This is a genomic window from Vibrio sp. E150_011 (assembly GCF_053544015.1).
In genome coordinates, this window is the sequence record NZ_JBHFOL010000002.1 from 156,929 (window position 1) to 169,838 (window position 12,910).

Annotated in this window: 11 protein-coding genes; 5 read left to right on the forward strand and 6 right to left on the reverse strand. The window is 45.5% G+C overall.

What is annotated here, in order from left to right; genetic code table 11:
- Positions 1-9 precede the first annotated feature (9 nt).
- The 4 genes from ACE1OE_RS03880 to ACE1OE_RS03895 are packed head-to-tail and all read left to right on the forward strand — an operon-like array spanning position 10 to position 3,621.
- Entirely contained in the window at positions 10-1,050 is a 1,041-nt protein-coding gene (locus ACE1OE_RS03880) for an ABC transporter ATP-binding protein (RefSeq protein WP_449210219.1), read from the forward strand.
- Positions 1,040-1,804, forward strand: a complete 765-nt coding sequence (locus ACE1OE_RS03885) for an MBL fold metallo-hydrolase (protein WP_449210220.1) — start codon at positions 1,040-1,042, stop codon at positions 1,802-1,804. Before ACE1OE_RS03880 ends, ACE1OE_RS03885 begins: the two co-directional genes overlap by 11 nt.
- Entirely contained in the window at positions 1,794-2,606 is an 813-nt protein-coding gene (locus tag ACE1OE_RS03890; protein WP_449210221.1) for an inositol monophosphatase family protein, read from the forward strand. Before ACE1OE_RS03885 ends, ACE1OE_RS03890 begins: the two co-directional genes overlap by 11 nt.
- On the forward strand, positions 2,596-3,621 hold the full coding sequence (locus ACE1OE_RS03895) for a LacI family DNA-binding transcriptional regulator (protein WP_449210222.1): 1,026 nt from the start codon (positions 2,596-2,598) through the stop codon (positions 3,619-3,621). Before ACE1OE_RS03890 ends, ACE1OE_RS03895 begins: the two co-directional genes overlap by 11 nt.
- Positions 3,622-3,707: 86 nt before the next feature.
- On the opposite strand, the gene ACE1OE_RS03900 is transcribed toward ACE1OE_RS03895, so the two are convergent.
- The 5 genes from ACE1OE_RS03900 to ACE1OE_RS03920 all read right to left on the reverse strand — a co-directional run bounded on the left by ACE1OE_RS03900 (position 3,708) and on the right by ACE1OE_RS03920 (position 10,659).
- A complete protein-coding gene (locus ACE1OE_RS03900; RefSeq protein WP_449210223.1) occupies positions 3,708-4,184 on the reverse strand; it encodes an SRPBCC domain-containing protein in 477 nt (158 codons plus the stop codon).
- Positions 4,185-4,245: 61 nt separating this feature from the next.
- Positions 4,246-5,538 carry a sensor histidine kinase gene (locus ACE1OE_RS03905; protein ID WP_372060654.1) on the reverse strand — a complete coding sequence of 431 codons (1,293 nt, stop codon included), beginning with the start codon at positions 5,536-5,538 and terminating at the stop codon, positions 4,246-4,248.
- Complete coding sequence (locus tag ACE1OE_RS03910) at positions 5,535-6,224, reverse strand: response regulator transcription factor (protein WP_449210224.1); 690 nt, start codon at positions 6,222-6,224, stop codon at positions 5,535-5,537. The genes ACE1OE_RS03905 and ACE1OE_RS03910 overlap by 4 nt, the downstream gene beginning before the upstream one ends.
- Before the next feature lie 89 nt (positions 6,225-6,313).
- On the reverse strand, positions 6,314-9,469 hold the full coding sequence (locus tag ACE1OE_RS03915; RefSeq protein WP_449210225.1) for an efflux RND transporter permease subunit: 3,156 nt from the start codon (positions 9,467-9,469) through the stop codon (positions 6,314-6,316).
- Positions 9,470-9,486: 17 nt separating this feature from the next.
- Positions 9,487-10,659 carry an efflux RND transporter periplasmic adaptor subunit gene (locus ACE1OE_RS03920; protein ID WP_449210226.1) on the reverse strand — a complete coding sequence of 391 codons (1,173 nt, stop codon included), beginning with the start codon at positions 10,657-10,659 and terminating at the stop codon, positions 9,487-9,489.
- Positions 10,660-10,845: 186 nt separating this feature from the next.
- On the opposite strand from ACE1OE_RS03920, the gene ACE1OE_RS03925 reads away from it, so the two are divergent.
- Positions 10,846-12,171: a ferredoxin reductase family protein gene (locus ACE1OE_RS03925; protein WP_449210227.1), complete on the forward strand. Its 1,326-nt coding sequence runs from the start codon at positions 10,846-10,848 to the stop codon at positions 12,169-12,171.
- A 68-nt stretch (positions 12,172-12,239) separates the two neighbouring features.
- On the opposite strand, the gene ACE1OE_RS03930 is transcribed toward ACE1OE_RS03925, so the two are convergent.
- Entirely contained in the window at positions 12,240-12,890 is a 651-nt protein-coding gene (locus ACE1OE_RS03930; protein WP_157933750.1) for an HAD family hydrolase, read from the reverse strand.
- Between the last annotated feature and the right edge of the window lie 20 nt (positions 12,891-12,910).

The following is a 12,910-nucleotide window of genomic DNA, read 5'->3' on the forward strand; positions in this document are numbered from 1 at the left end:
GACATTAAAATGACAAAATTAACACTCACTGATATTCATAAAGCCTACAACGGTCAAACAGTCATCCCAAAGGTCGATCTCACTATTCATGATGGCGAGTTTGTGGTGTTTGTTGGCCCATCAGGATGCGGGAAGTCTACACTGCTGCGGATGATTGCAGGCTTAGAGAGCATTACCAATGGTTCGATTACGCTTAACGAGCGTTGCTTAAATGGGGTTCATCCGTCCGAACGTGAAGTGGCAATGGTATTTCAGTCTTATGCTCTTTATCCCCACATGAGTGTCGAAAAGAACATTGCGTTTCCACTTAAAATGGCAGGGTTAACTAAGAGCGAAATTGACAGTAAAGTAAAAACAATTGCTGATAAATTACAATTGACGGCACTGCTCAAAAGACTGCCAAGTGCATTGTCGGGAGGTCAGCGACAGCGTGTCGCGATAGGTCGGGCTATCGTACGTGACCCAGAATTATTTTTATTTGATGAACCCCTGTCGAATCTAGATGCAAAGTTGCGTAGTGAAATGAGGGTGTATTTAAAGCAGCTTCATCAACAACTCAACTCGACGATGGTGTATGTGACTCATGACCAAGTTGAGGCAATGACGCTGGCAGATAAAATCGTGGTCCTTAACCAAGGAAGAATTGAGCAAGTAGGCGCGCCAGAAGCACTCTACAATCAGCCTATTAACAAGTTTGTGGCTTCTTTTATTGGCTCACCAGTGATGAATTTTTTACCAGCCAGTTCGTACCCTATGTTAACGGGACTTCCTACGCCCGGATTAGCTTGTGACAGTTTTGGTGTTCGTCCTAATCAAGTGAAAGTCGATGCGGTGAACCCGGATTGCACAATGAAAATATCCGTGATGGAGCCGCTAGGGCATGCTCGCCTTTACTATGGCACGATTGCAGGGGGACCGTTTATTGTCGAGAGTGAAGCTAAATATTCAGTAGGGGATGATTTGCCACTGAATTTAGCCGCATCAGTTTTACATTGGTTTGATGGCGATGAGCGCAGGGTTGAATTACTAGAGGTTGAACATGCCGCATAGATTGACTGTGACAACCCTAGGGTGTGGCGACGCGTATGATGGCAACCGTGTCAACGCGAGTATATTGGTTGAGCAATCGGGTTATATGCTATTAGTGGACTGCGGCCCTACTGTTCCTGCGTCGTTATTTAGGCGCAATATTGACCCTGAATCACTGGACGCGATCTATTTGACGCATACTCACCCAGACCATTGTTTAGGGTTAACAACGTTACTTAATTGGATGGACTCCAAACAGAGGTCACGACCACTTAAACTCATCGTGCAGGCAGGGCAGCGTTCAGTCATCGAACCCTTAGTGGGTTTTGCACATTGGCCAAACGAGAATTTGGGATACCAGATTCAATGGATTGTGTCGGAGACGGTTAAGAGTATTGGGCCGTGGCAAGCCGCAACGGCGCCCACTAAACATGCCGTCGATAACTTGAGTCTGCATCTAACTAACCGCAGTGGATTTCAGCTCTTTTATTCCGGGGACGGTCAACTCACTACGCTGGGGCAACAGCTCGCGCAAACTAGTGATTGGGTCTTTGTTGAATGTGAAACCTTGAGCACGCATCCTAGTCACGGGTCGTGGCAAGATATTTTTCCTTTGACACGCAAAGCTGGAAGCGACTGGCGTTTGTATCATATTTCTCCGCAATACCAAGCGGAGTTGACGCATAAAGTTCGCCGAGAAGAAGGGCTTTATATCGCTCAAGACAATGAAGTGTTAACTCAAAATGAACCCAAGGAGTCGCGCCATGTCGCTTGATGTAGAAAGTAGAATTGACGAGTTACAAGATGCCCTCTTGGTCGGAATTCATACAGCGGAGCAAGCGGGCAAAAAAGCAATGACGTGGTTTAATCAGCGGCATAATCTGACGATTGGTAGCAAAGGCCATCACGATTGGGTTTCGGAAGCCGATCGTGAGGTTGAGGCGTTTATTCGCGAGACGCTGTTGGGGAGATTTCCTGAACATCATATGCTTGGGGAGGAGTCGGGTGGTACACTCGAATGGCCTTGCTGGATTGTTGATCCCATTGATGGCACCACTAACTTTCTTTATGGTCACGCGGATTTTGTGGTAAGTATTGCGTTGGTAGACCATATCGGGCCAGCAATTGGTATCATTTATTACCCTGCACAGCATCGATTGATCTATGCGATGCGTGGTCATGGGGCATTTGAGGTGAAGCCCGAAGGGCACGAAGCATTGAAACCAAGGGCATTAGCAAACGAGCAATTGGTTGTTGGCATTAACTTGAATTATCAGCCAGGCATTGCTCAAAAATATATTGCCGATACCAAATGGTTGATTGAACAAGGTCACCAGATACGAGTGAGTGGATCTGCTGCATGGTCATTAACTCAGGTGGCATGTGGGGAACTCGATGGGTGTTATTTGGGGAATGTGAATGTGTGGGATGTAATGGCCGCTCAGGTTATCTGTGAGGAAGTGGGCTTAAGCGTTGCGCCTGCATTAATTCATAAACAATGTGGACCCGCTTGGGCGTGGCCAGTTCAATCGCCATTGCAATCTTTAGCGATGTGTCATCTACAGAATGAAGGATAAAGTCATTAATAATCATAAAGCAGTCACAGCTTCAGATGTCGCTGCGTATTTAGGTGTCTCGCGTTCAGCGGTCTCTCGGGCGTTTACAGAAGGGGCAAGTATCCAGCCAGAAAAGCGCCAGCGAATACTACAAGCGGCGAAAGAGCTCGGTTATCAGCCCAATTTTTTTGCTCGCACCTTGAGTACACCCGCTCAAAAAAAACGCTCTAACCTTATTGCTATTTTGATTAGTGATTTTTCCAACCCTTACCAGTCGTACCTGTTTGAAGAGTTGTCCACATCGTTGCAGCGGCAAGGTAAGCAGCCAATGTTGCTTAACGTCAAACAAGCACAAGATCTCGACGAAGCGCTGTTGCGTTTGTCCGGATATCAAGTCGATGGGGTTATCGCGGTTGTGGGTTCGCTGCCAGTGGAGAGCCTCGCACAGTGTCGTCGATTATCCTTGCCACTAGTGACGCTGGGGCGAGTTGATGAGAGTGGTATTATTCCTTCTGTCCAAACGGATAATCACGAGGCCGGGCGACTCGCGGCTTCTTACTTGCTTGAAAAAGGCTTAACTCGGTTAGCGTTTGTCGCGGGTAGAAAAGATGGTCAAGCATCCAATGAGCGCCTGTTAGGTTTCACTGAAGAGATAGTATCGCGCGGGTTAAAGGCGCCTTTATGCTTGGAGGCGCAACGGTACGGCTACGCAGCAGGTTTTGAGCTTGGAACCAGATGTTTGGAGTCATTACGGCAATTGGAAGGCGTGTTTTGTGCGTCAGACGCATTAGCGATGGGGCTCATGGATAGTTGTCGAGAGGTAGGGCATATCGCCATTCCTGGACAACTGCACGTTGTGGGGTGTGATAATGTCCCTCAAGCGGCATGGCAAGGTTACCAACTCACAACCGTCGCGCAACCTGTGAAGGAGATTGCTCAGCATGTTATTGAGCAGCTTGATAATATTTGGAGTCAAAATAGTAACGTATCGATACTGACCCGGCTGCCTCCTACGTTAAAAATTCGCAGAACCTAGCTAAGTAAGCGGCATTTCGACGGCTCATCTACTAGGCGTAAAGAGACTCACCACACATCTCTCTTTGGTAAGCATGTGGCGTGCTGCTAATCGTTAAGTTGCTTATTGAGTGTCTCTAACCAATGCTGGTGGTATGCATTCACTTGTTTTGACACAAAGCGTTTGGTCAGCCAGGTCATGCCACCACGTTGTGTTGATTCGGTGAGCACTCGACATCCTTTGGAGCAAGGGCTGAGAAGCCATGCATGATACATGTCGACATCCCCTGTTTTTCCGCGCCATGCAATTCGTTCGAATGGGGTGTATTCAACCACCGTACAATTGAACTGCTTAGTTTTTGTTACCCAGTTGAAGACGGTTCCTTTTTGCAGCTCTTGGCTATTTCCTCTAATGATTTGGATCGCTGTACGTCGATGAGGCCAGTGTGGCCAACAGGGCGCACGAACAATGCACTGCCATATTTTCCCGCATTCTGCTGGGATAATAATGTCATTTTGGACATGGATTTGTGCATTCTTAGGGTGAAAGTAGTCTGGCCACTGGATACGATGAACGTCACTCATTAGTCTTCTCTAGAATAATTAAACCTTCCTAAATATAGCCCGTTATTTTAATTTTAGTGACCTAGGATTGAAAGGTGACGGTGACGTGTTTACCACCCGCGATTTCAGAGCTCGTGTATTGCCATTGATGTTGGGTAATCAAACGCTCGGTTAGCTCTAAACCCAGACCAAAACCTAGGCTATCACCTAATGATTCATTATTGTTACTTTGATTGGTGATAGAGAACGTAAGCCCTGATTGAATAATACTCACATGCCCGCTGACGGTATGTTGGAAGGCGTTCCGAATAAGGTTTGAAATGACAATCCGACAAACGCTTTCAGGCAGTTTTGTTATGAATTCATCGGTTTTTATCTCGATGTTAATTGCTTTTTCTTGGGTCAAATACGTTAAGTCAGTGACCAGTTGAGTTGTCAGTGAGCCCAACTGAACGTCTTGTGTGTCTAGTGCTTTTCCGTCTCGTCGATTAAGCCAAAGCAGCGTCTCGGTCAGGTCGGTCATGGTAAAGCTTGCTCGCAAAATTCGAGCGACAACGTCGAGTTGCTTTTCTGGGGGTTTATTGTTCTCGATGAGCTTTTTTAATAGTTCACCGTTCGTTCTTGTTACGGCGATTGGCGTACGTAACTCATGGCTGGCATAACCCAAAAACTGTCGTTCCCTATCCAAACTATTTTGTACCGAGCTAAGACTATCCCGTATCAATGTCGCGAGTGTGTTGAGTTCACTGTAATGAAAATCAGGAATGGGTTTTTTAAGTTGTTTATCATCGAGCTGTTTAGCCCAATCTTTTAGTTTTTCGACGGGAGTCGTGACTCTTCTCATGACAAATAACAAGATGAGTGTGAAGGCAAACGTGCCCCCTAAGGCCGTAAAAGCGATGATGGCGACATGAGGAAGATCAGAGATCTCATTAGATAGCGGCCCATCATGAGAAATAATGACGGACACATAATACGGCGTACCATCTTTCATTATTTTCATCAAAAAAAAGCCTGTCTTGGGAGGCATTAACAACGTGGCATCTTGCATGTTTTTATAGAGTTCGTTGAGCTCAATATCATCGGCTTGGTAAGTTGAGGTGAATATAGGTGGCAAATCTTGCCAGTGCTGAACAAAATTATATTGCAAGGTTCGACGATGAGGCTGCGTCGGATTTTCTGGTGATTCAACATAAACCAGTTCGTTATCCGTGGTTTGTTGTTGAGAATAGGCGAGCATTCCGTGGCGCATTGCCATGTCCATGCCGGTAATGAAATACCCATTGCTTAGGGCAGATAGCGTCCAAATTAAACCTACCCCGCTGATGAGCATAGAAAGCAAGACATAGACGCGAAGGCTAGGTTTAATTTTCATAAGTGTTCGCTATCCTTTACGGCAAAACCGCTGCCTGCGATGGTATGAATAAGTTTGTTGTTGTAGCTACCGTCAACCTGTTTTCTCAGATTGAATATGTGAACCTTTAGGCTATTGCTATCGGGCTGGTCGTCTCCCCATACCGCCTGCATGATCTTTTCTCTTGAAACAGGGTTTGGGCTTTCTCGCATTAGCAACTCAAGTATCTTTAGCGCCGTTGGAGACAGCTTTAATAATGTCTCATTTCGAAAGCTTTGTTTGAGTTTAAGATCTAACACGAGATCCGATACCGACAAGCGCGATATTTGACCACTGCGGCGCTTTGCCAATACTTGGCATCGAACAATCAACTCCTCCATGGCAAAGGGTTTAATGAGGTAGTCGTCGGCACCTTTAGAGAACCCAATTAATTTGTCGTCGAGCGTATCGCGAGCGGTGAGCATGAGTACTGGCACGTCAATGCCTTGACCCCGTATATGCTCACAGACTTGCAATCCATTCATTTTAGGCAAATTTAAATCAAGAATAATGACATCGTAAGCGTTGGTTTTTATTAGCTCTAGGCCCGCAACACCATTGGCAGCATGGTCACATGAAATGTCTTCTAAATCGAGATAGTCAATGACCGCAGAGGCGAGGTCAAGGTCGTCTTCGACCAACAAAAAACAAAGATTGTCGGACTTCATGGTTGCTCCTTGAAGAGGTTGAGCGCCTTGCAGTAAGGCGCAATGGTATGGGACTTGTTCATCGGTACTGGAGCCGTGAGGCTAATTCATTATGCTGCATCTGTATCTGTATCTGCTTCAGATTTGCTCGTAGAGGCAGTGTTCATCGTATCTTTGTTGCCACCAAACATCTTAACAATTAAAACAAAAAATAGGGGCGCAAAGTAAACCACCAGGATAGTGGCGGCTATCATTCCTCCCATGACGGATGTGCCGAGTGCATTACGTGCATTTGCCCCTGCACCTGTGCTGATCACCAACGGCAAGACACCAAGAACAAATGCTAGTGAGGTCATGATGATTGGGCGAAGACGCATCTCACATGCTTTGACGGTAGCGTCGACCAAGCTCATGCCTTTTTCATACAATTCCTTCGCAAACTCAACAATTAAGATAGCATTTTTTGCCGACAGTCCGATGGTGGTTAATAGCCCAACTTGGAAATAAATATCATTTTCCATCCCGCGAAGCGTAGTCGCCGCAAGCGCACCTAGTATCCCAAGTGGCACGACAAGAATAATGGCGATGGGAATACTCCAACTCTCGTACAATGCCGCTAAACATAAAAACACCATTAATAGTGATACGGCATACAGAATGGGAGCTTGCCCACCAGATTCTAGTTCTTGGTAAGACATTCCTGTCCAGCTTACCTGAATGTTGTTTGAAAGCTCTGCTGCGAGGCGATTGACCTCGTCCATCGCATCACCGGTACTGTAGCCAGCGCCAGCCTCGCCAATTATCTCTACGGCAGAGTTGCCGTTATAGCGCATCAGTTGTGGTGAGCCTTTTCCCCAATGAGATGAACTGAATGCCGACAGCGGCACCATCTCATCGTTGCTGTTTCGCACGTACCACAGCTCTAGATCTTCTGGCGTCATACGATATTCCGCATCAGCTTGTAAGTAGACTTTTTTCGAACGACCTCTATCAATGAAATCGTTGACATAGGATGACCCCCACGCGATGGAGAGCGTTTCATTGATATCGTTGATTTCGAGACCGAGTACTTTGGCCTTTTCGTAGTCGATATCCAGAAAGAACTGAGCATTATCTTCTAAACCGTTTGGGCGTACTTGTTGTAATATAGGGCTTTGTGCCATTTTTTCGAGCAGTTGGTTACGCAGATTGATAAGCTCGTCATGACCTAAATTCCCGACGTCTTCGAGATAGAAATCAAAGCCTGATGATGTGCCAAGTTCTCGAATTGCTGGGCTACTAAAAGCAAATATAGACGCTTTTTTATAGGTAGAAAAATACGCCATGGTGCGTGCAATGATGGCGTTAACATCGGTGCCTTCTGCTGTTCTTTCAGACCAATCTTTTAGCCCGATGAACCCCATCGCTGCGTTTTGTCCTTTCCCTGAAAAGTTAAACCCTGATGTTGTAAAAACGGTATTGACCGTATCTGGTTCATGTTGCTGAAAATACGCCGTGACATCATTCATGACTTCCGTGGTTTCCCTTAACGTTGAGCCATTAGGTAATGATGCCATAACCATAAAATCACCTTGGTCTTCATTAGGTAAGAATGCGCTTGGTAACGAGTTGTAGATATACGCCCCACCGCCAAGCAGAACGATATAAATTAAAACAAAGCGCAATGGGCGACTCAGTACGTGTTTTATTGAAGCACGATAACGAAATAATGACCGGTCAAAGAAACGGTTAAATGCATTAAAGAATGTTGAGTTTGAGGTATGCCCAGCCGGTTTTAGCAACGTAGCACACAACACTGGCGTTAGAATCAAAGCAACAAGGACAGACAGAACCATGGCAGAAACGATGGTGAGTGAGAATTGTTGATAAATCGCTCCGCTGGACCCTGACATAAATGCCATTGGAATGAATACCACCGCCAGTACCATCGTGATACCAATGAGCGCGCCAGTTATTTGATTCATGGACTTTTTAGTGGCTTCTAGTGGTGATAGTTTTTCCTCATGCATGATTCGTTCAACGTTCTCAACCACAACAATGGCATCATCTACCAAGAGTCCGATAGCCAGCACCATGCCAAACATCGTAAGAGTGTTGATACTAAAACCCAGCACGGCCATAACGGAAAAGGTGCCCAGCAATACAACGGGTACCGCAATGGTTGGAATCAAGGTGGCACGTAAGTTTTGCAAAAACAGTAACATAACAAAGAAAACAAGTACGACTGCTTCAAAAAGGGTTTTTACCACCTCCGTAATGGACAGACGAATAAAGGCGTTACTGTCGGTGGCCTTGGCCATCAATAAGCCATCCGGGAAGCTCTCTGACATTTGTGCTAACTTGGCATCGACCGCCGCTTGTGTGTCGAGTGAGTTCGCGCCAGATGCTAAGGTGACCGCAATCCCTGTAGAACCATAACCATTAAAGGCAGGGACCACACTGAAATCTTCGTTGCCAAGCTCGACTCGCGCCACATCCTTGAGGCGAATTTGAGAACCATTGTCTTCAACTTTGATGAGGATATTCTCAAACTCTTCCGTTGTTGTGAGTAGGCTCTGAGCGGTAATCGAGGCATTGATAAGCTGAGAATCGGTGGCTGGAGTTCCCCCTAGTTGTCCTACCGTGACTTGACTGTTTTGCTCTGAAACAGCTGCAGAGATATCCGAAGGGGTTAAGGTATAGCTGTTTAGTTTTGCAGGATCGAGCCAAATACGCATGGCATAAGATGAGCCGAATATAGTGACTTCACCTACACCATTTACTCTGCTCAAAATATCTTTGATGCTTGAATTGGCATAGTCTTGAATATCGGCAGAACTCATGGTGCCGTCCGGTGAATACAGGTTGGTCACGGACATGAACCCAGAGCTGCTTTTTGTCACCGAGGTTCCCTGGTTTTGAACCGCTGCTGGTAGGCGATTAGTCGCTTGTTGCAGGTTATTTTGAACCTGAACCTGTGCGATGTCTGGGTCGGTATCAGCGCTGAACGTTAGGGTGATAGATGCATTGCCTGAAGAATCGCTAATGGACGACATGTACAAAAGGTTATCAAGTCCGGTCATGCTTTGCTCAATGACCTGAGTCACGCTGTCTTCAATCGCTTTTGCTGAGGCGCCCGGGTACGAAGTGCTGATCTTTATTGATGGAGGCGCAATCGTGGGGTATTGAGCGACCGGCAGAGTTAAAATAGAAGCGACACCTGAAAGCATGATGATAATGGCGATGACCCAAGCAAATATCGGTCTGTTAATAAAAAAGCGAGACATGAAGAAATCCTATTATATTAGTGGGCTGAAACGCTAGCGGTATAGATAATCTCGCCGTTCACATCGGTGTCTGTATCGATGATAACGCTTTGATTGTTTTTGACTCTAATAAGGTTAGACACCACGACTTTGTCACCCACAACAAGACCTTCTTCGATGACCCAACCGTTACCAATCTCACTACCTAAAACCACTGATTTTTTTTCAATGACACCAGCTTCATCGACAACAAATACTGAAGGTTCACCTGACTGGCTTCGTACTACCGTCGATTGCGGTACCACCAAATAGTCTTTTTCTACAGGCATTGAGATCGTCGCTCGCACGAACATCCCAGATAACAACGCATGATTCGAGTTTGGTATAACCGCTCGTAGTGTTACGCTTCCTGTCGAGTCATCAACGTGTGCATCAGAAAACGCTAAGTAACCAATCTCTCCATATTGCGTCCCATCTTCTAAAGTCACCGAAACAGGAACGTCAATGTCACCGTGTTCATGTCCGATAAATTCTTGTTGTATCTTGTACAGCGAGAGTGATGACTGCTGCATATCCACATAAACATGATCTGACTGAATAATCGTCGTCAAATACGCAGACTGCCCAGACGTCACTAAAGAGCCCTCAGAAACCTGAGAAATACCGATTTTTCCAGATATGGGCGCCTTCACCTGAGTATAGGACAGTTCAATATTGGCGTTATCAAGATCCGCTTGGCGAATCGCAACCTCCGCGACAGCTTGCTGATAAGCGGAGGTCGCTTCGTCAGAAAGTACTTGGCTGGTTAGATTTTTCTTGAGCAGTTCGCTGTATCGTACCGCCGCTTTTTGTGTCGTATTTTTATTGGCGATCGCTTTATCAAGTTGAGCTTTTGCGCTGTTCACCGTGGCTTGATAGCTGGTCGAGTCAATTTGGTACAGTAAATCACCACTGTTGACGTAGCTGCCTTCCTCAAATAAACGCTCAATGACGATGCCTGACACTTGAGGTCTCACCTCGGCTTGCTTAAAGGCGGTAATTCGCCCTGGTAATTCTTTGGTTAATCGCAAGGTCGATGACGATAATGTGAGCGTATCAACGTGGACCGATTCAACGGCTTTTTGTTCTGGTTCTGCCTGAGCATTGCAACCAAGTAAAACGAAAGGAAGAAGCAGACTAACACCGCGTTTAAGTACAGTAGATGAGAACATAAGGTGACCTTCAAAAAGTAGCGACATAGCAATGACGGGTAAGATAACAATAGGGGGGTTAAGAAGGGGTTAACGCTGTTTGTAAACAAATGTAAATCAGATTAAAGCTGTGTAAACCTACTTTTTGTGTGGATTATTGGGCGTATCCTATTGAATGGATATTTTTATTAATCGAAAGAGGCTCCCATGTTGAGACTTACCGTATTATTGACCTTGCTTTGGCTACCCAATCTATTGATTCAATGGGATAAGTTAGGTGAATTTTTTGTATGGCGTCACCAGCTCATTATGCTTACTGGTCTGTTGGGGCTGGCGTATATGAGTGTAGCTGTCTTGCTGGTTGCCCGGTTTCGTTGGGTAGAAAAAATGGTTAATGGCCTCGACCAAGGTTATAAATTACACAAAAAGCTAGGCATTGGTGCGGCGGTAGCACTGCTATTGCATTGGTTGACGGTTCAGTCTGCCAAATGGATGGTCGGTGCCGGTATGATTGAGCGTCCCCATCGAGGGCCTAGAGCCATTGTCGAAGGGATTCAATGGCGGCCAATTGCGGAGCAGGTGGGTGAACTGGCCTTTTACGTGTTGCTTATCTTTAGTGTGATTAGCTTAGTACAAGCGATTAGCTATAAAAAATTCAAGTTCACTCATAAGTTAGGGGGAGCCTTGATGGTTGCAGGGATTTTTCACACACTCTTGCTGCTTGATTGGACGCTGGTGGCGATCCCACAAAACATGACGATTATTGCCCTTTGCTTAGCTGGGGGAGTGGGGTCTTGGTTGTCGCTGACTGGTCGAATTGGGCGCAAGAATAAAGCTGATGGTACCGTAGTAGAAGTAAAGTCGTTTTCGTCTCAGGCTAAAGAATTGAATCACAACGACGCCATCCGTATAACAATTCAATTAACTTCGGGCATTCTGTATAGAGAAGGGCAATTTGCCTATTTGAATTTCCATGATGGGGAATCGCCTCATCCTTTTTCTATTTTAAATTATGACCCTAGTACCCTACGCATTGAATTCGGAATCAAGAACTTAGGCGATTATACCCACGACTTGGTTAACACGTTAGCGGCAGAGCAAGGTGTGACAGTTGAAGGAGGATATGGCTACTTTCAAGTGCCTCAATCGATGCACCAAATATGGGTAGGTGCTGGTATTGGTATCGTGCCATTTATCTCGCGATTGTACTGGCTAAAAGCGCAGTCAAACGATCAAGTCAGCCGCATCAATAAAATACATTTATTTTACTGTGTACAGTCGAAGAAAGAAGCCTTTTTTAACAATGAGATAATAATGTTACTTCGCCACCTATCCTTCGTGGAATTGCATGTGGTAGATGCCGAAAGAGGAGAATTCTTAGACAGTACTCAAGTCCTAGAATCATTCAAATCAGAGTCGTTTGAGGTCAGTTTTTGTGGTCCAGAGACCTTTGGTGATTCGCTAAAATCTGGACTGGTGGAGGCTGGGTTGCCAGAGAACCGCTTTCATCAGGAAGCGTTTAAGATGCGTTAGCGTATGGACATTAATGTAATCAACGTGGTTTAACAAACAGCCCAAATTGTTGAGCTGTTTGTTAATAGTTAATGATCGTTTTGCAATAAAACGAATACTTCGTTGATATTTGAGACACAATAATCAGCGATGTGGAACTCGATGCTGTGGAATTCTGGTATAGCAATCGTTGTGATACCTGCGGCTAGTGCAGATCGGACTCCCGTGAGGCTGTCTTCTAACGCGATCGCTTTTGTTGGTTCTACATTTAGGCGTCGACATACTTCGTCATAAACATCAGGTGCAGGCTTACCTAATGGCACGTCGTCGGCACTAAGTGCGAGTTCGAAGATATTGTCAAGCTTGAGTCGGTGTATCACGGCATCGATGATAGCTTGACTAGAAGACGTAGCGAGCGCAATTCTATAGCGTTGGTGTTGCAGTTGAGTGATGAGTTCATTTATGCCAGGCTTTATGGTCCCGAATTGGCGTATCAAACTTTCGGCTTTTTCGATAATTTTAGACCTTAAGCACTCTTCTGTGACGGGTAGATTGAAACGCTTAATCCACAATCTAGCAATATCATCGATACGTTTTCCCATCGTATAGCAAATGCAATCTTCGGCGGAAATAGTCACATCGTAATGACGTAATACTTCTATCTGCGCTTCTCTCCAAAACGGCTCCGATTCAATTAGCACACCATCCATATCAAAGATAAAAAGTGTTTTTTGAAACATATAACCTCCTGTTTTAATTA

Bases quoted from the DNA above. Each gene is read 5' to 3' on its own strand.
- ACE1OE_RS03880 (WP_449210219.1), top strand. From the start codon at position 10: ATGACAAAATTAACACTCACTGATATTCATAAAGCCTACAACGGTCAA.
- ACE1OE_RS03885 (WP_449210220.1), top strand. From the start codon at position 1,040: ATGCCGCATAGATTGACTGTGACAACCCTAGGGTGTGGCGACGCGTAT.
- ACE1OE_RS03890 (WP_449210221.1), top strand. From the start codon at position 1,794: ATGTCGCTTGATGTAGAAAGTAGAATTGACGAGTTACAAGATGCCCTC.
- ACE1OE_RS03895 (WP_449210222.1), top strand. From the start codon at position 2,596: ATGAAGGATAAAGTCATTAATAATCATAAAGCAGTCACAGCTTCAGAT.
- ACE1OE_RS03900 (WP_449210223.1), bottom strand. From the start codon at position 4,184: ATGAGTGACGTTCATCGTATCCAGTGGCCAGACTACTTTCACCCTAAG.
- ACE1OE_RS03905 (WP_372060654.1), bottom strand. From the start codon at position 5,538: ATGAAAATTAAACCTAGCCTTCGCGTCTATGTCTTGCTTTCTATGCTC.
- ACE1OE_RS03910 (WP_449210224.1), bottom strand. From the start codon at position 6,224: ATGAAGTCCGACAATCTTTGTTTTTTGTTGGTCGAAGACGACCTTGAC.
- ACE1OE_RS03915 (WP_449210225.1), bottom strand. From the start codon at position 9,469: ATGTCTCGCTTTTTTATTAACAGACCGATATTTGCTTGGGTCATCGCC.
- ACE1OE_RS03920 (WP_449210226.1), bottom strand. From the start codon at position 10,659: ATGTTCTCATCTACTGTACTTAAACGCGGTGTTAGTCTGCTTCTTCCT.
- ACE1OE_RS03925 (WP_449210227.1), top strand. From the start codon at position 10,846: ATGTTGAGACTTACCGTATTATTGACCTTGCTTTGGCTACCCAATCTA.
- ACE1OE_RS03930 (WP_157933750.1), bottom strand. From the start codon at position 12,890: ATGTTTCAAAAAACACTTTTTATCTTTGATATGGATGGTGTGCTAATT.